This window comes from Ruegeria sp. G12 (genome assembly GCF_056533565.1).
The window spans coordinates 45,313-64,030 of the sequence record NZ_JBQFOO010000008.1 but is presented as its reverse complement, the minus strand read 5'-3'; the positions used below and the strand labels follow the sequence as shown (position 1 = coordinate 64,030).

Here is an 18,718-nt window from a genome sequence, read left to right as displayed (position 1 = left end):
CGGGTTTTGCTGCGATGTCGGGTCCTTCCTACGCGCAGAGGTGGAACGGGCAGAGTGAGTCACCGTTAAATCCCTGAAGGCCGGACCTCAGTCCAGCGCCCCGGTTGTGCGCAGCGCCTCGGTCATTTTCCGTGAGATGTCAGATGGCACATGCCAGATCGCGTAGAGCGTCCGGATAAACCGGTCTACATCGGGAATGTTGGTCTTCAGGGCCAACAGGGTTGAATCCAGGTCGGCGTCCGGTTCGGTGTAAGGGACGCACATAAGCTCAAGCACTTCATAGCCATTCCACATGCCACCACCGATCTTGCGCGCCGCTGATCGCGCGCCGCTGTAGTCGCCCTTCATGAAACAGATCAGGAACGTGCTTGCGTGGTACCAGCCGGGCGGGTTGGGGCTCAGCTCGATCGCACGGGCGCTGAGTCTCGTGGCCTGATCGAGATCGCCGCGCAGGGCAAAGCAGGCCGCCAGATCGGCCAACATGTCCGGGTAGTTCGGGTTGGCCCGCAATGCTTTAGCAGCGGCTTCTTCAAAACTTTCGAACTCTCCACGATGAAAGTGGGTCAAAAACAATGCGTGCTGACCGGTGGCATTCAGCGGATCCAGAGCGACTGAACGCTGCGCGGCCTCCAGCGCGCGATCAAAGGGCGGGGGGGACTTGCGAAAATTGAACCCGCCGCGCACCTCGTCCCCGTAGACAATCGCAAGCATTCCCCAGGCTCCGGCATATTCAGGATCAATCTCAACGGCGCGCTCCAGCAGATCGCGGACCTTCTTGTGTTTTTCGGCCGTAGGTTCACGCCAGTATTCGCTGGCTAGTAACCTACACTGATAGGCATCCAGCGTGTGCGTCTGCGCCCTGCGCTGCACGGCACCCGTTCGATGGATCACTCCGTGGGGTTCCGCGATTTCCGTAGCGATCCGCGCGGCGATGTCGTCCTGAATTTCAAACAGGCTGTCCGCGCTCAGATCACGATCATACGTCTCGGCGGAAACCTGTTGGCCGGTTTCCGCATCAATCAGCTGGGCGGTTACGCGTAGCTTGTTGTTCCAATGACGTACGCTGCCTTCGACCAGATATTGGACTTCCAGTTCGCCACCGACGGCGCGCGGATCGCGGCCGCGCCCGCGAAAGCGAAATGTTACGTGCCGAGACAGCACGCTCACCTCGCGAAACCGGGCGATGGCCGAGATGACCTCTTCGGTAAACCCATCCGCCAGATACTCCTGAGACGGGTCTCCGCTCAGGTTGTCAAAGGGCATCACCGCCACTGCAATCCGGCTTGTTGTTGCTGGGGGCGGGTTGGTATCCGCCCGGCGTTCGGGATCAAATGCGATCTCAAACACCGGGGCGTAAGAACCTTTGGGAATGTGAATCCTCACCGGGTCTTCGCGCCCTTCCTGTGCGTAGTAGAGATCCAGTCGACTGCGCATTTTGTTGGCCTGAACCCGGACGATCGTGTCGATTGTTGGGTCGAAATCCTCGGGCTTGTCGAACACGTCAATGCCGATTGCGTAGCCTTTCAGCGCCTCGGATCGGCCGGCCAGCGCCTCGTTGACAATATGCGACAGAAAGCGGTTCAGGCGCGTGGTGTCCGCGAAATGCGGACTGACGAGGATGCGCTTCAGCTGTTCCTGAATAGCGCTTGGATCGATGGTTGAGCTTACTTCGGCAAGCATGTTTCCCTCCGTCGCTCAACTTTGTCCGATGACGGGCCGTGTCACAAGACAGCGCGGTGGTTTAACCGTGACTCACTCGGATGCGGGCCGGGGATTTGCGAGGGTCCGGGTCATGGCGCTCAAACGGGCCCAGAAAACATATGACCCATGAAAGGACTGAACCATGACAACATTCTCCGAATTCGTACAGAAAGCCAAGGACGACTATGCCCGTGTCGAGGACGAGCTGAAATCGTTCGAACAGAAGGTCAAGGACGCGGGCGACGCGACCGACAAGTGGACCCAGGAGCAGGTAACAAAGCTGCAATCCGATCTCCAGGAAGCAAAAGACAAGGTCACCGACCTGGCTGACCGCATCCAGCAAGAAGGCGAAGACGCCGTCACGGATACACATGATCAGGCAAAGAACCATTGGGAGGCCCTGCACGCCGCCGTTGCCGCCTATCGCGATCACCTCGACAAGTCGGTTGCCTGAGCCCTGATTCCGGAGGTCGAAATGACTGATTCAGTTACTGATACCGCACCGAAACCCACCCTGATGGAAGAGGCCGCCGGTTGGCAGCCGCGACCGGTCTGGCTGATCGTGCTTGGCGTATCCATGCTCTGCGTCGGGTTGTGCGCCATTGCCTTCCCGCTGATGTCCACGCTCGCTGTCGAGGCCTTTATCGGCGTGACCTTGTTGGTTGGAGGCATTGTTACGGCGATTCAAGCATTTGCGGAAAAGGCGTGGAAAGGGTTCTTTTGGCTATTGGCCATCGGCGTTCTGAACGCGATCGCGGGTCTTGTCCTGTTGCTTGATCCGTTCGGTGGCGTTCTGGCACTGACCCTTGCGCTTGGCACGGTCTTCCTGGCCGAAGGCGTTTTGCGGATCGTGATCGCTATTCGGTCGCGTCAGGAACGGCCTATGGCGCTGATGATTGCGTCCGGCGCTATGGCCATCCTGCTTGGCGGCCTGATCCTGACCGGTATCGTCAACGGCTCGTCCCTGGTTATGCTGGGGGTTCTTGCCGGCCTGAATCTGATATTCGCCGGTGTGTCCCTGATGTCTTTGGGCCTGTCGCAACGGTCCTCGGTGCATGAGGGCCTACAAACTTAAGCCTGTCCAGACGGACCCAGAATGGCAGGGGCATTTGATGCTCCTGCTTTCCGTTTTCATCGGGCTGGGCGGTTGGGCGCGTTGCGTGGGCGAGCAAATCCTGCAACAGAAAAGTCCGAATATCCAACGTCGGAAAAGTTCGCGATCTGTGACTTCGTGCAGCGGCAAAATTTGCACTTGCAGCGAATGACCGGAATGCGGGCTGCAACCGCAGCATTTCGGCATACCGCCGAGTGACCGCTAAGGGCCGGCAATCCAACCACCCAAGCCTCAGACCGGTGGGCGCAGCTCGTGCCAATGAGTAAGTTTTTGAAACACGTCTGCAAGCTTCAGCAGTGAGGTCTCTTTATAATGGTGTCCCACTATTTGCAGTCCAATCGGCATACCCTTTTGTGTCTGGCCACAGGGCAGACTAATTGCTGGGTGGCCTGTAAGATTAAACCCGCATGTAAAGGGTATCAAACTTGCCAGTTCCTGTGTTGGGTCGAAGTCTGCCAGAGGCATCGCAGGGCGTGGTGTTGTCGGTGTCAGCAAAGCCTGCGCGTCAGCTTCCTTGAGTGCGTGAGTTAGTTCCTGCCGCAACTGCGATCGGATTTCTATAGCGCTCAGCAATTGATCCTCGGGAATTTCCAGACCAGAATCGATCATTTCCGCGACCGCTGGCGAGAAATCATCTCGACGCTTCATTAGAGCGTCAGCATTGGCACATGCCAGCTCTGTCGCAAAGAATGTGACGATTGCGTCCACAGCCAATGGCAGCGTTGGAACGTCAATTTCAACAACTTCCGCGCCTGTTTGGTGGAAAACGTTGCACGCCGCTGAAAATGCGGCTTTGGTTTCCGAGTCGAGGTCGTAGGCTTGGGCAATCGCCTCTAGTGTCGCCGTTCCAAGAACTGCGATATTGTCTGCGGGGCGTGGTGTATCGCCATATGCCGCTCGGCTCTGCAAGGTTGCTTTATCCCAAGGATCTGGCCCTGCAAGTATGGGCAGAATCCGGGTGATTTCGGCGGCGGACCTGGCGATGATGCCAACATGGTCAATCGATGGGGCTGACGCCTGACGCATTACGCCCTGAGAGCTGATCAAGCCCCAGGTTGGCTTCAGGCCCGTTGTTCCTGTCATGGCTGCCGGTATGCGAACAGAACCTGCAGCATCGGTGCCAAGCGCAAAGCGGGCAGATCCAACGGCCACCGAGACGCCCGCGCCTGCACTCGATCCACCGGGATAGCAGGTTAGGTCCCATGGGTTACGTGTTGGTGGCTGATCCAGTCCGCAAGTCAACTCGTGCGCGATTTGCGTTCCGACCAGTATACCTCCTGCGGCGCGAAGCCGTTCAACCACTGCAGCGTCTTTTGAGGGAACACGGTGTTCATAAGCTTTTGAACCTCCGGATGTAACCACGCCCGTCACGTCGAACACCTCTTTTACCGCGAATGGCCATCCTTCAATCTGGGGCTCTTGAGGGCCAACATGGATGTCAGCCGCACCGGCCTGAGCGCCAGAAATCAGCAGATGTCTGTATGCGTGTACTTTGTCATCAGTGCGAGCCAATGCGTCCAGTGCGTCTGAGAGCTGTCTGCTGGTGGTAACGGACATGGGTTTTCCACAGCTCCTTGTTGGCAATCAATTCAGTTACTAAGCAAATCGCTATTCGGTCCTAAGTCTATGTAGGCGCTTATGAATCAGCCGTGCCTTCAAGCTCATCCAGCAGCTTGTAATCTGTTGGCGGATCGTCACAAATGCCCGGTCCACATTCCAGAAGCGCTGAACCGACGTTGAGCGCAGCCAAAAGTAGGATCAGGAAAAACACCGCTTTGGCCAACTGGCTGCCGCCGAACCTTTCGGTTGCTCTCACGTCCGACGCTAGGTCGTATTGCTTTTCGAAAACCAGCATGATCGCGGTGCCAAGGATCACCAGACCAAAGGCTATTCCGGCCCATGTATAGAAATGTAAACCAAGTACAGGCGAGCCATAGTGACCTGTGCCTGGGACTATATGCAGCAGAATCTGGCGGATCGAAACGCTAATGCCGAAGATCGCCGCGACAAGAACTATTCCATAGTTTCTTGCGCGCGTACCCCACAACAGGTTCAGCCCCAGACCAAACCCGACGGCCACAAACCCAACACGTTGCAACAAACACAGTGGACAAGGCAGCTCGTACAATACGAGTTGAAAATAAAATGCAAGAACCAAAACAAGGCAAACCGCAAGGGCACCAAGCGCGTTCATGTTTCGAGCAAACTCAGGTGACATGCAAAGACCTCACAGTTGGATAGAAAGTGGGGTCGTAGCGTGAAACTTAAGCCAGTACGTGCTTATCAAAAGTGCAAGCACGAAGATGGCGTATGACGACCTTACAAGCTTGAAATACGCAAGTGCCATCGCGCTGGCAAAAAGTGCAAAAAGCAAAGCAATCATTAGATGCTCCTTACCGGATCGAAGGTGTCCGTGGTGACCAATGTCTATGAACTGAACCGGTTCCAGAGATTTAATCAAGCCTGTAGCGATCGTTTGAGTCGCACTATATTATCGACACTGACTACGCGTTGAAATTGCAATCTCAGCGAATGACCGCAAAGCAGGTTGCAACCGCAGCATCTATGAGTAAGGACGAGTGACCGGTTTGGGCCGATCGCTCTCTGCCGCTCCGTTTGTGGGGAGAGTGCACAGTGCTAGGGAAGCTGTGAGAACAAGCCTCTTGGCTCCGATGTTCTGAGAAGACATGGTGATGAATGGTCCATTCAAAAGGAAACCGGGGCCGCTGAGCGGCCCCGGAAGTGGTTTCAGTTTCAGGCAGTTTGCTCTTTGGGTTCTTCGACTTCGTCGGACGCGTCCGGTTGTGCGCTCCCCAACGCGACGAAAGATGCGCCCGCGAAGATGAAGTTGATGCCGAGAAGCAATCCGATGAAGCCCAGCGACGCGCCAGTCGCAAAGCCACCGAAGACGAGGATGGCCAGTAGCAGGGACATTGCGCCTGACGCAACAACCCAGCCCCAGTTTCGCTCACTGCGCATCTGGAAGCCCATGATGATGCGTGCGATGCCCTCGACGAGGAAGACGGCCCCCATAATGACGGTCAGCGCGATCACTCCACCGAATGGATTGACGAGGAAGACAATACCGCCAGCCATGTAGATTAAGCCGACGGCAAGCTGCCAAAACACGCCGCCCCACTCTTTCTCTTGAAAGGCATGGAAGAGTGTAGCGATGCCACCCACAAGGAACGTGGCGCCCACGAGCAACTCGACGGAAAGCGCGGCGATCAACGGGAAGGTGAACGCACCAATGCCCGTCAGGATCATGATCACACCAAGGGCGATGAACCACCCATTGCCGCGATGCTCTTCAAGGTTGGAAGAAGGTGTCATTTGATGTCCCCCTTTCCAACTATTGCGCGTAGCGGAAGGAAGGCATCTTGGTCAGCTCTTCCTCGGTCGCTTTCGGCAGAACGAAGTGACCGCCCTCGTCAGGCTCGAACATATCAGCGGGCACGGCGACCCACTTGCTGTCGATACCGATGAAGCCGCCGACTTCCATGATCGCGAGGCTGACGTCGCCTTTGGGAGCGATGATCAGATCGTGGACGGCGCCGACGCGGGCACCTGTCTCATTCTGAACATCTGTACCGATCAGAGCATTGGCGCTGTAACCAGCGGCGCGGACCTTGGCGACGTTGACTTCGACGCCCAGGATGGTCTCACCCGCCATCGGGGGGGATGAAGTAGTCATTGGAAAACTCCTTGTTGACGAATGCGCTGACAGATCAGCCCTTGTACTTGAACTCGGGAATCTTCTTCAACTCGGCTTCGGTGGCTTTCGGCAGGATCACAATGTTGGCTTTGCTGCCGGGCTCGAACATCTCTGCAGGAACAGCGACCCACTTCGAGCCGAGACCCAGGAAACCGCCGACTTCGACGATGGCGAGGCTCAGTTCCCCACTGGGGGCGAGGATGAGGTCGTGGACGTATCCGATGCTCTTGTCCTGCGAGTTGTGGACGTTCGCGCCGATCAGCTTGTTGGCGCTGAAGCCTTCAGTCACAACTTTGGCGACGTTGACTTCGATACCGAGCACGGTCTCGCCAACGGTCTGAGCTGTGGCTGCGGTGGCACCCGTCAGGATGAGGGCACCAGCGGCAAGCATTTTGATGGTCGTTTTCATTGGTAATTCCTTTCAATTTGGTAGAGGTTCCCGTCTGGACGACGGCTTAGGTATCGGCCACCTGGTCGAGGTGATCGCGATAGGCTTTGACGGCCGCCTGAAGGGCTTCGTAGTGGCGTTCTGCCGTTTCCTTGGCGTCTTGAACGGCCTCTTCGCCCTCGGTCTTGGCGCGGTCGGCGATATTTTCCATGTCTTCTTTGGCCTGGCTCCAGTCTTCTTTGAGTTTTTCGACCTGCGCCTGCGACCAGTCGTCCGCACGATCTCCGGCGGCTTTTGCCTTTTGCTCCAGTTCGCTGAGCTCGGCACCGATGTCGTCAATGCAGGCTTTGGCTTTCTCGACGAACTTTGACGTTTCAGTTGTTGTGGTGGTTTCCATGTGATTTGGCCTCAGATTGAGTTGGCTTGTTTCGATGACCTGAGACTGCAGCACCTTGACGTTCGACATGAGTGAGTCACCGTGAACCCCCAGGCGTTCACGGCGCGACATCTGGTCCCAGAGTGCGAGCTAACGTAAGGTAAGAAAAAATTAGTAATTGAAGGCGCCGGCACCGATCTGCTGAGGTTTTGGCGCGCCAAACTAGAAAGCTGTTGCCAGTAGGGCCTTTGACGCCAAAACGCCTTTTCTAACTGGGGGTAAAACCATGACCGCAATCGCATCGGCCCCGATGGAGCCCGGAGTCATTCAACAGCAGCTGGAGCGCATTCTTTCCAGCAGCCAGTTTGTAGATACGACCCGACTGGCGCGCTTCTTGAAGTACCTGGTCGATCAGACTTTGGCGGGAAATGAAGAGGCGCTGAAAGGCTACTCGATCGGACTAGATGTCTTCGACAAGCCGGATGATTTCGATCCCGCGATCGACACGATAGTGCGCGTCCAGGCTAGCAAACTTCGTAGTCGCCTCGATCTCTACTACGCAACCGGCGGCGCCGAAGATCCGCTGCGCATCCTTGTCCCGAAAGGGTCCTACGTGCCGGTCTTTCAGGTGGCCTTCGATCCTGTGGCCAACGAAAGCACACCCACCAGTGACACCGCGCAGCACCGCTACAGCATCGCCGTCATGCCCTTTGACAACCTCAGTGGTAGCCCGGATCAGGAGTTTCTGGCGGACGGATTCACCGAGGAGATTTTGAACGCTCTCGCCCGGTTCCGCGAATTTCGTGTGGCGGCACGGCATTCGACGTTCCGGTACAAGAACACCAAGGGCGATGCTCGTGAAATCGGGGCGGAGCTGGGGGTGCGCTATATCCTGGAAGGCAGTGTCCGGCGTTGGAAGGACCAGATCCGGGTCACGTCACAGCTCATCGACACGTCTACCGGTGCACATATGCTGAGCGAGGCTTATGACGACGACATGAGCGTTGAGAGCCTCTTTGATATCCAAGAAACCATTGCTTCGCAGATAGCGGCCGAGATTGCCGAACCGCATGGCGTCATTCACAAGACGGGTGCGGCGTACAGGAGAGAGGCCACGGACAACCTGGATGCTTACGAGGCGCGGTTGCTGGCCAGCGAGTACTGGCGCAACCCCCGACCTGAAACACACGAAACGACGATCAAGCACCTTGAGCGCGCCGTCGGTCTTGACCCGAATTATTCCGGGGCGTGGGCGATGCTTGCAATCCTTTACGGAGATGAGGTTCGGTTTGGATTTGCACGGGCAAGCAACAGGCCACCGCTGGATCGCGCATTGGAAGCGGCAAAGCGTGCTGTAGAGACCGACCCCAAGGATGCCGCCGGATACCACGCGCTGTTCATGACGCATTTCCATCGGGGTGAAATGTCAGCGTTCGAATCCGCTGCCAAACGGGCGCTGACGCTCAACCCGAACTACCCGGATATGGTCGCCGACTATGGCTGCTGCAAAGGGCTTTCCGGCGACTACGAACTAGGGCTGAGCTATATCTCTAGGGCCACCGATCTTAGTCCGGACCCACCAGGCTGGTACAAGCTCAACACCGCAGTCATGCGGTACTTTAGGAAAGACTACGTGGCGGCGTTGTCCGTCATCGAGGGTGCCAAACTAGGCTCCGCGCATTGGGGCAATTTCGCTAGGGCCATGATCCACGCGCAGCTCGGGAATGAAACCGAGGCACGTTTGTATCTGAAACGTGGCTTGGAGCGTCTGCCGGAGTTCCCAAACATCGCCTACGAGGCGCTGAAAATATGGAACATCCAAGCCAGGGACATCGATCATATGATCGACGGATGGCGGAAAGCGGGAATGCCCGAGCCTGCGTGATGCGCGGGTTACCGTGACTCACTCACATTGAATGGCGCACCTATGCATTTTGTCGGAGCCTGACCAAGCGAAGGAGCCGCCCCATGTCGTCCGAAACTGTCATGACAGCGGAAAGAGAGGCCGAAACACGCGCCTTCATGCTGTCGTCCATTGCCATTTCCACCAGCGTTTTTGGCATCGCGTTCTTTTATGGCGTGTTCGGCACGATCTTCTTCGAGCACCTGTTTTATGTCTGGGTGGCCTCGACCGTCGCAATGATCGCCAGCCTATTTGTGCCGCCCGTCGATGGCCTGCCCGCGCTCGTATCCTGGCGGGGACGGTTCGTGTTGCTGATGCCGTCAGTACTGATGGCCTGGCTTTTTCTCAGCGAGAACCCGTCGCTCGACATCGCCAGCACCGGATGGTTCGAATGGGGTCTGGCTCTTGTGGTAGTCGGCCTTTCCCTGCCTTATCTGCTGCTCGTCCTCATCATCGTCGCCATTCCAGATGTCGAGCAACTCAAACAGCCAAAACTAAAGGTGGCCATCCTCGGCATCTGCCTGGCAACAGTCGTAGCCGGATATGTCATCGGCACGCATCACAATCGCTTCATCACATGCCACGACTTCGCGGTGTCCGGGAATTTCGTCCCTGATAACTGCCAGAAGGACGCAGGGGCTTCACAGTAAATCACTCATGCTGTGGCACGGAGACCGGCAGTCTTGGGTCATCAATTCAGATGAAGGATGTCCCCTATGCTTGACCAACTCCCGCAATTCCTTTGGCTCGGGCTGGTTGCCACCACGCTCGATGTCGACAACGCGCTCTACATGACCTCGTCCATTCAAGGACGAGACGAGAAAGAGCAGAAACGCCTGATTCTCTGGGGCCTCATTGCCGAGTACGTAGCCCGCTTCGCGCTTGTGCTTGTGGCATTCTATCTGGCCACCGGGAAAGAAGTTTTGTTCTCGGTTGCCAGTTTTGACGTCACACCGCAAACCGTCGCACTTCTCGGCGCCGGGCTTTTCCTGTTCTATTCCAGTTCCAAGGATCTGTTTGCCTTCTACGCGGGCGAAGAAGAGATCGACAGCGCCGATAAGGCCGTCGCGAAAGCCGTTTTCGGGACGGTCCTTCTGCAAATGACAGTGGTCAATACTGTCTTGTCCATTGACACGGTGATCGCGGTTGCGGGCATGACCAAGCTCTTGTTTGGTGCCTCAGTCATTCTTGGCGTGTCAGCTGTAATCCGGTTTCTGTTCGTCCGCCAGATCGCAGGGTTCCTCTCGGATCATCCGGAAACCAAGATCGTGATCTACACATTCCTGATGCTGATCGGGCTGAAACTGGTGCTGCAATCGGTGAACGACAATGTGCCAGAAAGCGCATTCAACATAATCATGCTGATCGCCATCGCTGTCGCCCTGTTCGCGCGGCGCAACAAGGTGAGCACATCGGCTTAACGGTGACTCACTCCTGAGACCGGTTGATACGACGCAAAGTCGGTCTCGGAAACACCCTCCCGTTTCCACCACCCTGGGGTCCTCCCACCGCCCACTCCTCCCTGTCCCGGCAGGCGGGAGGACCGCCCAAACCTGAGGAAAGACAATGAATACGCTCGCCATCTCCGGCGCCGACCGGACCCAGAACAACAGCTTACTGACAGCCACGCTGACAATGGGGCTGATCCTGATGACGGTCTTTGCTCTGATTGCTGGAAAATCCGTCTTGGTACCCTTCGCCATGGCGATCCTACTGTGGTTCATCATAAACGCTCTGGCGCGCCGTCTGGCGAAACTGGGAGGCAACGAAGGTGAACCTGGGCTTGGATCTCTCGGCGCATCCATCCTGATCGTGATGGCCATCTGCATCGGAGTTGCGGAAGTCGTTGCGTCAAACGTAGCTGCGATGGTCGAGCGAGCCCCATCTTATCTGGCCAATATCGACACTCTAACCGGAAAACTTTCGGGCATGATCGGTCTGAAGGCGTTCGGCGAACTCACGGCGGCAATCGAATCATTCGACTTTGACGGGGTGCTCATATCGCTTGTCAATGGAGCCGCCGGTGTCGCGGGCAGTTTCGGCACCGTCGTCCTCTACATCGCGTTCCTGCTGGCCGAACAGCACTTCATGGGCAAGAAGCTTCGGGCCATGGCCGCCGACGATGTGCGTCATGCCAAGATCAGCGCAGTTCTCGCCGAAGTCGGTCAACGTGTGCGCACCTACCTTTTCACAAAGAGCCTGACGAGCGCTGCCATGGCCGCGATGGTCTGGATCGCGCTCGAAATCGCGGGTGTCGACTTTGCTGGCTTCTGGGCCTTCCTAGTCTTCGTTCTGAACTTCATCCCTGTGGTAGGCGGTATCATCAGTGGCGTCTTCCCGGCCGCCCTCGCTCTGGTGCAATTTCCGACGCTGACACCCTTCATCATCGTCATTGTAGGCGTGGGCCTTTCCCATCTGGTGATCGGCAACATCGTCGAGCCGCGCTTCGTTGGAAGCTCGGTCAACCTCAGCCCTCTCGTGGTGATCCTCGCGCTGTCCATTTGGGGTTTCATCTGGGGCGTCGCTGGCATGTTCCTCTGCGTCCCCATCACCGTTATCGGAATGATCATTTTCTCGGAGTTTCGCTCCACCCGACCCATTGCCATCGCCCTTTCGGAAAATGGCGAAATCGACTGATCCAACTCAAAACAAGGAGACTGACATGACCAAACATTCCACCGCTGCCAAAGTCGAAGACCTAGCCCAAGAGGCTGCAAGCCTTCCTGCCAATGATGGCAAAACCCTGTCTGACGAAGTGACTGATCTTCTCGCCCGCCTCGCCAAAGAAAACGATGCGATGAAGGAAGAGATGCACGCCATTAAGAAAAACGTCCAGCACACCATGAAGATGGGCAAGGACGAGTTGAAATCCGAGATCACGCATCACCCAATCCAGTCGGTCGCCACGGCCTTTGCGCTTGGCTTCATCGCCTCGCTCTGCGTGCGGCGCTAAGGGACAAAGGGCTCATGGTCAACTCAACCACCTTCCGTCGCCTGGCCCTTCTAGGGCGCATCAAATCGATGCGTCTCAGGATCGCTGCGCTACATGGGGCGAAACAGGCATCCATCGTCGCTTTTGCTCTGCTGCTCGCTCTGGGCGGCATCGGGTTTCTGATGTTCTGCCTCTTCACCGCGTTAGCCGCAGAATTTGGCGTCATTGTCGGGGCACTGACAGCCGGCGTGCTGCTACTTGCCTTTGCGGGCATTGCACTCGCTGCCGCGTTTAACCTGAAGCCGTCTGCCGAAGCCAAGATGTTGGATACTGTCGAGCAAACACTCGTCGGCGAAATCTCGGCTGAACTTGCAGAGCTTGAGAATGGATTCAAACGCTTGGAAAGCGGCACCTCGGCATTGTTTAAGGGCGACTACTTGACGGCTGTCGCCAATTTCGCAGGCGCAACTAAGTAGAGCATCACATGAATTGGAAGACGATTGCGATCACGGCATTCGCCGCCGTATTGGCGGCGATCCCCGCGCAGACGCTGGCGCAGGCAGCGGACTCGGGGCAGATTGCTACAGCTGATCCTTACGGTCGGACAACGCCGCGCGGGACTGTTGATGGATATCTCAAAGCCATGCGGGAAGCGGACCCGGCGAAGGCTGCACTTTTCCTTGACCTTCGCAATCTGCCCGATGCACAAGGGCCTCAGCGCGCCATGCAGTTGAAGCACCTGCTGGACGATGGCGGATACTTCTTTTTGACAGACGAGATCTCGGCGAGCCCTGAGGGCAACCTCAGCGACGAGATGAGCGCCGATCTCGAAGAAGTGGGCGCGCTTCGAGCCGGTGTGCAAGAGTGGCCGCTCACTCTTCAACGAATGCGGGGTGCGGAGGGACAGTTCATCTGGCTTTTCTCGCGCACCATAGTCGACGCACTACCGGAACTGCACAAGCGTGCAGGCGAAAGTCCGCTCGACCGACTGCTGCCCGACGATCTCAGGGCGCACAAGCTGCTGACAGTTCCTATCGGCCATTGGCTTGCAATTGTGCTGATCGCTGCTCTTGCCAGTCTGGTTGGTATGATGCTGGCTCGCCTTGTACTGAGGTCGCTAGATTGGCTTTTCATCGCTAAGACCGGAACGTCCCTGAACGTGCGGTCGATTGTCATACCCCTCGCAACCGTGATCGCAGTCGCGCTCTATCGGGAGGCGGTCATTCTAATCGGTGTCCAGGTCGTGGCACGTGGCGCGACCGACTGGCTTGCTGTCACGTTACTTTGGCTGGCGGTGGCATTTCTCTGCCTGAAGCTCGTCGATCTGATCGCCGACGTTCTACGGAACGCCTTACAACCGGACGAACACCGCACATCGATCGCGGCCCTGATCTTGCTGCGCAAGGTCGTGAAAGCCGTCATCCTGGCCGTTTTGACCATCCAAGTTCTGGAGATCCTCGGCTTCGACGTGACCACGGCGATCGCAGCTCTAGGTATCGGCGGGCTGGCACTTGCGCTCGGTGCACAAAAAACAGTTGAGAACCTGGTTGGGTCCGTCAACGTTGTGGCAGACCGGCCAGTCGAGGTAGGCGATTTCTGTAAGTTCGGCGACATCTCGGGTACGGTTGAGGACATTGGTATTCGCTCGACCAAGATCAGAACGCCCGCACGTACCATCGTGACAGTGCCGAACGGCACGTTTGCATCAATGCAGATCGAGAACTTCTCCGTCCGCGATCAGTTCCTTTTCAATACGGTTTTATCGCTCAGGAGTGACACGACAGCCGACCAAGTGAACGAGATACTCCAGACCATCCGGCGCAAGCTTGAGCCAGCCGACAACATCGCACCGGGCGCACGCGTAAACCTAATTGAACTGACCCGCTCATCCCTTGACATAGAGATATTTAGCTATGTCATCGCGCCCGACTACTTGGCGTTCCTGAATGCTCGCGAAGCCTTGCTTCTGTTTCTGCTGAAAACGGTTTCCGCGAGTGGCTCAGTACTGGCGTTTCCTCCGACGCTGGTGAAGGTCTCATCCGCGCTCCAGGCTTGACGCCAATGCAACGAACCGCATTTCTTCGTGCTTTTCGCAACCTCGCGAAGCGCTCAACACCGCCCTTGGCGTGCAGAAATGGAACGGCTACTTTGTCCGCCCTGAAGATATTAAGAGCCTTCGAGGTTGAGCAGTCGCCGCGAATGTCGGCAATGCGGGCTGCTGTTGCAGCAACAAAAGGTCATGTTCAAGGTCGGCTCTGGGCCGCGAGTAACAGCTAACCGACACCCAAAAAGTTGGAATAATCTCTAGCTCCAGCAACAGATCTGCAGCTCAGGAACTGTTTTCATTTCTAATAGGAGAATCTTTGGGCTGTCTTCCAGTGTCGAACGTTCACCTTATTTCTGGTCCAACTGTGACGGTTGGGTCAGGTTCGTGTGACGTTCAACATTTACCAAGTGGCGGACCGAGGAGGATTCGAACCCCCGACCCCTTGATTCGTAGTCAAGTACTCTATCCAGCTGAGCTATCGGTCCGCGTTGGTGAGGCGCTATTTAGACCCGGGATCAGGCACGTGCAAGCCGATTCTTCAAAAAATCTTCAAAAAGTCACGTCCCCGCGCGGCAGCCTTATTTCAAAGGTGGTTCCCTCGGGGCCAGTGTCTTTCAGCAGCAGATCGCCGCCATGCCCACGGACAAGTTCCTGCGAGATTGCCAGCCCCAAACCAGAGCCGCCCTTGCGCACACCGCCCTGAAACGGGGTGAACAGGTTTTCGCGGGCTTTGGGGGGCAGGCCGGGGCCGGTATCCCGAATTTCGATGCACCAGCTGTTGTCATACTCGCAACCCGCGATGGTAATTCGCCCGGGTTTGCCCGAAGCCACCAGCGCCTGACGCGCATTGCGCACCAGGTTCATGATCACTCGGAACATCTGTTCCGGATCGGCGCGGGCCACCAGATCTTCGGGCAGGTCGTTTGCGATCTCGACGCAGGCATCGGCCAAGGCAAGCCGTTCATTGGCGGCCACGTCCTCGGCGATGTCGCGCAGGTGCACCATGGTCAGCGTCGGCGCAGGCTCCTCGGCGCGGCCGAAGGCCAGCGTGCTTTCGCATAAGGAAACCGCCCGCGTGATCGAGTTGACCAGCTTGGGTGCCATACGGCGGACCAGCGGGTCGTCGCTTGCCTCGATCCTGTCGGTGAACAGTTGTGCCGAGGTCAGAATATTGCGCAGATCATGGCTGACCTTGGCCACCGCACCGCCCAATTGCGCCAGACGCTCCCGTTGCTTCAGGGCTTGGGTCAGATCTGTCTGCAGTTGCTGCAGGGCCTCTTCGGCCTCACGCAGTTCGGTCACTTTGGAATTGGGTGAGATGATGCCCCGCGCATCCTCGGGCGCGCTGGCGTAGCGCTGCATATAGCCGACCACGCCTTTGATCGGTTTCACCAGCACAACGCGCACGGCCAGAAACAGGAAAAAGGCCGTGATGATCGAGATCACGAAGGACAGGCCCAGAATGCGCAGGCCGTAATCGGTCATGGCCATGCGCAAGGGCATGCTGTCAGTTGTCACCTCGATCAAAAGGCCCGCGCTTTTGACCGGTTCGCCAATCACGCGGATCACCTCGTTCTCGGGCGTCAGCAGCCGGGAGATCGCATCGCGGATCAGAACCCACGGGCCGGCGTCGCGCAGGTCGTAGGTCTTGGTGATCTGCTCGGGGATGGGTGATGACAGCATCAGCTGGCGCACTTCGTCGCGGCGCAGCACGACGTTATAGACACCCGCATTGGCCAACAGCTCGGTCTCAAGATCGTCGGCCAGCATGTCGTCGGCCAACAGCGCTAATGAGGCGATCTGGGCGCGTTCCAGCCGGTTCAGCAGGAAATCCTCGCGAAAGCGCGCGATCGAGGGGACAAAGATCAGAATCTCGGCCAACATGACGAAGACCGTGGTCAGGATCAGAAATCGGCCTGACAGCGAGTTCACTCTGCTCTCCCTTTTTCGGTCAGGGTATCCAGCGCTGGACGAACCTGACCATTCGTTTAACCGTTTGATTCTCAAACAGCCTTGGCGAGAAATAAGCACCCGCGACGCGTTTGTTAAGCTCTCCGATCGTCGGATAGGGGGAAACCATCGCGGCGATCTGCCCCATCTTCAGGTTATTGGCCAGCGCCAGCGACCACAAGTTGATCAGTTCGCCTGCCTGATGCCCAACGATTGTAGCCCCCACGGGTCGGCCTTTTACGACCATGACCTTAATGAAGCCTTTCGTTTTACGCTCAGAGATTGCGCGGTCGTTGTGGTGGTAGTCAAACCGCGCGATCTCCATCCTGTCACCGTGTTGAGCACGAGCCTGCGCCTCGGTCAGGCCGACTTGAGCCAGTTCGGGGTCGGTATAGGTGGCCCACGGAATATGCGCGGTTTTGGCCTTGGACGGCAGGCCAAACAGGGCCGAGCGGATGATGATGCCCGCGTGATAGCCCGCGACATGGGTGAATTGCATCCCTCCCGCCACATCGCCGATGGCATAGACCTTGCGGTTCGTGGTGCGCAGCGTCTCATCGACCTTGATGCCAGTGCGGGTGGGCTCGATTCCGGCGGCCTCAAGGTTCAGCCGGTCGATATTGGCCTTGCGCCCCGCCGCCAGAAGCAGATGCGTGCCCGCGTAAATCTGGCCGGTCTCGGTCACCACCTCGACCTTACTGCCCGAGCCGCGAATCTGGGCGACCATGGCCTGTTCGTGGATTTCGACACCTTCGGTGCGCAGGGTGTCCAGAACAATCGCGGCGGCCTCGGGGTCATCCTTGCCCAGCGCCTGCATGCCTTCGATCACAGTGACCTTGCAGCCCAGCCGGATATGGGCCTGCGCCATCTCCATGCCAATGGGACCACCGCCGATGATCAGCAGATGCTCGGGCTTGTCGCGCAGGTCAAAGATCGTCTCGTTGGTATAATAGGGCACCTGATCCAGACCGGGGATCGGCGGCACCAGAGGGGACGAACCGGTCGCAATCACCACGCGGCGCGCGGTGATCAGCGTGTCGCCCGCCTGCACCTGCGTTGGCGAGACAAAGCTGCCGTATTCGCGGATCACCTTGACGCCGAAGCCCTCGAACCGGTCCTGACTGTCCATCGGCTCGATCTGTGCGATGACATCCTGCACGTGGTCCTTGGCGGCGGCATAATCGACATTGGGCACCACATCCGCCACGCCCAGTGCCGAGGCATGCGCCTGCCCATAAGCCGCCTTGCCGCTGGCGATCAGGGCTTTCGAGGGCACACAGCCGAAATTCAAACAATCGCCACCCATCTTGTGGCCTTCCAGCAGGACCACATCGGCGCCCATCTGACTGGCCCCGGCGGCAACCGACAGGCCTCCGGACCCGGCTCCGATCACCAGGATATCGGTTTTCACTTCGGTCATGGATCAGCTGTCCTTTTTGCCGCGCAGGGCTTTGATCGCAATCGGCAGCGCGGCCAGAAGGCACAGACCAAGGATCGGGCCGATCACGAACGGTTCCCACAGCAGCGAGACATCCGGCGTTTCACCCCGGTCGAACACGCCGCCCAGACCGACGCCGATCCAGGTGTAGACGATGCCTCCGGGAATGATGCCCAGCGCGGTGGTCAGCAGAAAGTTGCGGAACTTCACCCCAACCAGCGCGGGTACCAGATTGGCCACGAAAAACGGCACGACAGGCACGAGACGCAACAGGAACAGCACCGAAATCTCGTTTTCGCGCAGGCCGTCCTTCAGCTTCTTAACCGTGCCCTCCGAGGATTCCAGCCGCGCGGTCAGCGACTCGCCCAATCCCCAGCGTGCCGCCAGAAAGATCGCCGATGCGCCAATGGTGGCGGCGACAACGTTAAAGACAGTGCCCGCGAACAGGCCGAACAGGAACCCTCCGGTCATCGAGGCGACGGCCGCGCCGGGCAGGGAAAAGGCTACGATCACGATGTAGATACCGACAAAAGCCGCAGCCATCGCCCAGTAATGTCCATCGCGCCAAGCCAAAAGCGCCTCGCGGTTGTCGCGCAGGGTCTCGAAGGTCAGGTAATCCCCAAGGGTGAAGAACCCGACGGCGGCGACCGTCAGGATAATCAGCAAGGGAATATGGCGCGCAATCCCGCTGCGCGGCGCCTGGGTGGTATCGCTCATGTCGCCGTCCGGCTTTGTCAGTTTCATCTCCACCACAAGATGCGCCGCCTGGGCATCAAGCAACAGAGGCTTCACGCGGCCTTGATCCATGTGTCGGTTAATGTGAGCGTTTCTGTGTGGAACACCCGGATTCTGAAATCTTTTGGCCTGCCCGGTTACAGAATTGTTGCAAATAGCGACAAAACCCCCACCTAGGGGTTTGACTTACCCTGCCCTTAGCAGTAGAGGACGGGCTTCGAACACTAGGGCCAGGCGAATCCGCGCCGCACCCCACCGCTATAGATTGGAGACGGAGCGATGAAACGCACCTATCAGCCTTCGAACCTGGTTCGCAAACGCCGCCACGGTTTCCGCGCGCGCATGGCCACCAAGGCCGGCCGCAAAATCCTGAACGCGCGCCGCGCACGTGGTCGCAAGTCGCTGAGCGCATAAGCCTC

21 protein-coding genes and 1 tRNA gene are annotated in these 18,718 nt (G+C 57.7%); 10 read left to right on the top strand and 12 right to left on the bottom strand.

Annotated elements, in window-relative coordinates; genetic code table 11:
* Positions 1–87 precede the first annotated feature (87 nt).
* Positions 88–1,680, bottom strand: coding sequence for a tetratricopeptide repeat protein (locus tag ACR0JN_RS17415; protein ID WP_480887496.1), 1,593 nt, complete (start codon positions 1,678–1,680; stop codon positions 88–90).
* Positions 1,681–1,843: 163 nt separating this feature from the next.
* Here ACR0JN_RS17415 and ACR0JN_RS17410 point away from each other — a divergent pair, with 163 nt between their 5' ends.
* Positions 1,844–2,155, top strand: coding sequence for a hypothetical protein (locus ACR0JN_RS17410; protein WP_480887494.1), 312 nt, complete (start codon positions 1,844–1,846; stop codon positions 2,153–2,155).
* A 21-nt stretch (positions 2,156–2,176) separates the two neighbouring features.
* Positions 2,177–2,776: an HdeD family acid-resistance protein gene (locus ACR0JN_RS17405; protein ID WP_480887493.1), complete on the top strand. Its 600-nt coding sequence runs from the start codon at positions 2,177–2,179 to the stop codon at positions 2,774–2,776.
* A 270-nt stretch (positions 2,777–3,046) separates the two neighbouring features.
* Here the strand turns inward: ACR0JN_RS17405 and ACR0JN_RS17400 are convergent, their stop codons facing one another.
* From ACR0JN_RS17400 to ACR0JN_RS17370, 7 genes are all read right to left on the bottom strand, one after another.
* Positions 3,047–4,372 (bottom strand): amidase, encoded by a 1,326-nt coding sequence (locus ACR0JN_RS17400; protein ID WP_480887491.1) that lies wholly within the window; start codon positions 4,370–4,372, stop codon positions 3,047–3,049.
* Between the two features lie 79 nt (positions 4,373–4,451).
* Positions 4,452–5,033 (bottom strand): disulfide bond formation protein B, encoded by a 582-nt coding sequence (locus ACR0JN_RS17395; protein WP_170687411.1) that lies wholly within the window; start codon positions 5,031–5,033, stop codon positions 4,452–4,454.
* Between the two features lie 9 nt (positions 5,034–5,042).
* Positions 5,043–5,198: a DUF5993 family protein gene (locus ACR0JN_RS17390; RefSeq protein ID WP_480480247.1), complete on the bottom strand. Its 156-nt coding sequence runs from the start codon at positions 5,196–5,198 to the stop codon at positions 5,043–5,045.
* A 371-nt stretch (positions 5,199–5,569) separates the two neighbouring features.
* The gene (locus ACR0JN_RS17385; RefSeq protein ID WP_480887489.1) at positions 5,570–6,148 is read right to left on the bottom strand and encodes an HdeD family acid-resistance protein; all 579 of its coding nucleotides are present in this window, start codon (positions 6,146–6,148) and stop codon (positions 5,570–5,572) included.
* Positions 6,149–6,167: 19 nt separating this feature from the next.
* Complete coding sequence (locus tag ACR0JN_RS17380; protein ID WP_480887487.1) at positions 6,168–6,509, bottom strand: PRC-barrel domain-containing protein; 342 nt, start codon at positions 6,507–6,509, stop codon at positions 6,168–6,170.
* 34 nt (positions 6,510–6,543) lie between these two features.
* The gene (locus ACR0JN_RS17375) at positions 6,544–6,939 is read right to left on the bottom strand and encodes a PRC-barrel domain-containing protein (protein ID WP_480887485.1); all 396 of its coding nucleotides are present in this window, start codon (positions 6,937–6,939) and stop codon (positions 6,544–6,546) included.
* Positions 6,940–6,985: 46 nt separating this feature from the next.
* The gene (locus tag ACR0JN_RS17370) at positions 6,986–7,426 is read right to left on the bottom strand and encodes a hypothetical protein (RefSeq protein WP_480887483.1); all 441 of its coding nucleotides are present in this window, start codon (positions 7,424–7,426) and stop codon (positions 6,986–6,988) included.
* 154 nt (positions 7,427–7,580) lie between these two features.
* Here ACR0JN_RS17370 and ACR0JN_RS17365 point away from each other — a divergent pair, with 154 nt between their 5' ends.
* The 7 genes from ACR0JN_RS17365 to ACR0JN_RS17335 all read left to right on the top strand — a co-directional run bounded on the left by ACR0JN_RS17365 (position 7,581) and on the right by ACR0JN_RS17335 (position 14,185).
* Positions 7,581–9,179: a tetratricopeptide repeat protein gene (locus tag ACR0JN_RS17365; RefSeq protein ID WP_480887482.1), complete on the top strand. Its 1,599-nt coding sequence runs from the start codon at positions 7,581–7,583 to the stop codon at positions 9,177–9,179.
* An 83-nt stretch (positions 9,180–9,262) separates the two neighbouring features.
* A complete protein-coding gene (locus tag ACR0JN_RS17360; RefSeq protein WP_480887480.1) occupies positions 9,263–9,847 on the top strand; it encodes a hypothetical protein in 585 nt (194 codons plus the stop codon).
* Between the two features lie 66 nt (positions 9,848–9,913).
* Positions 9,914–10,618, top strand: coding sequence for a TerC family protein (locus tag ACR0JN_RS17355; RefSeq protein ID WP_480887478.1), 705 nt, complete (start codon positions 9,914–9,916; stop codon positions 10,616–10,618).
* Positions 10,619–10,763: 145 nt separating this feature from the next.
* On the top strand, positions 10,764–11,834 hold the full coding sequence (locus ACR0JN_RS17350; RefSeq protein WP_480887476.1) for an AI-2E family transporter: 1,071 nt from the start codon (positions 10,764–10,766) through the stop codon (positions 11,832–11,834).
* Between the two features lie 25 nt (positions 11,835–11,859).
* The gene (locus ACR0JN_RS17345; RefSeq protein ID WP_480887473.1) at positions 11,860–12,150 is read left to right on the top strand and encodes a hypothetical protein; all 291 of its coding nucleotides are present in this window, start codon (positions 11,860–11,862) and stop codon (positions 12,148–12,150) included.
* 14 nt (positions 12,151–12,164) lie between these two features.
* A complete protein-coding gene (locus ACR0JN_RS17340) occupies positions 12,165–12,605 on the top strand; it encodes a hypothetical protein (RefSeq protein WP_480887472.1) in 441 nt (146 codons plus the stop codon).
* A gap of 8 nt (positions 12,606–12,613) precedes the next feature.
* On the top strand, positions 12,614–14,185 hold the full coding sequence (locus tag ACR0JN_RS17335; RefSeq protein WP_480887470.1) for a mechanosensitive ion channel family protein: 1,572 nt from the start codon (positions 12,614–12,616) through the stop codon (positions 14,183–14,185).
* 399 nt (positions 14,186–14,584) lie between these two features.
* Here ACR0JN_RS17335 and ACR0JN_RS17330 read toward each other — a convergent pair.
* From ACR0JN_RS17330 to ACR0JN_RS17315, 4 genes are all read right to left on the bottom strand, one after another.
* A tRNA-Arg gene (locus ACR0JN_RS17330) sits at positions 14,585–14,661 on the bottom strand.
* A gap of 64 nt (positions 14,662–14,725) precedes the next feature.
* Positions 14,726–16,108, bottom strand: coding sequence for an ATP-binding protein (locus tag ACR0JN_RS17325; RefSeq protein ID WP_480818343.1), 1,383 nt, complete (start codon positions 16,106–16,108; stop codon positions 14,726–14,728).
* Between the two features lie 19 nt (positions 16,109–16,127).
* On the bottom strand, positions 16,128–17,546 hold the full coding sequence (locus ACR0JN_RS17320) for a dihydrolipoyl dehydrogenase family protein (protein ID WP_480887468.1): 1,419 nt from the start codon (positions 17,544–17,546) through the stop codon (positions 16,128–16,130).
* A 3-nt stretch (positions 17,547–17,549) separates the two neighbouring features.
* Positions 17,550–18,281 (bottom strand): TVP38/TMEM64 family protein, encoded by a 732-nt coding sequence (locus ACR0JN_RS17315; RefSeq protein ID WP_480818345.1) that lies wholly within the window; start codon positions 18,279–18,281, stop codon positions 17,550–17,552.
* 297 nt (positions 18,282–18,578) lie between these two features.
* Here ACR0JN_RS17315 and rpmH point away from each other — a divergent pair, with 297 nt between their 5' ends.
* The gene (gene rpmH / locus ACR0JN_RS17310; RefSeq protein WP_005980833.1) at positions 18,579–18,713 is read left to right on the top strand and encodes a 50S ribosomal protein L34; all 135 of its coding nucleotides are present in this window, start codon (positions 18,579–18,581) and stop codon (positions 18,711–18,713) included.
* The last annotated feature ends 5 nt before the right edge of the window (positions 18,714–18,718 follow it).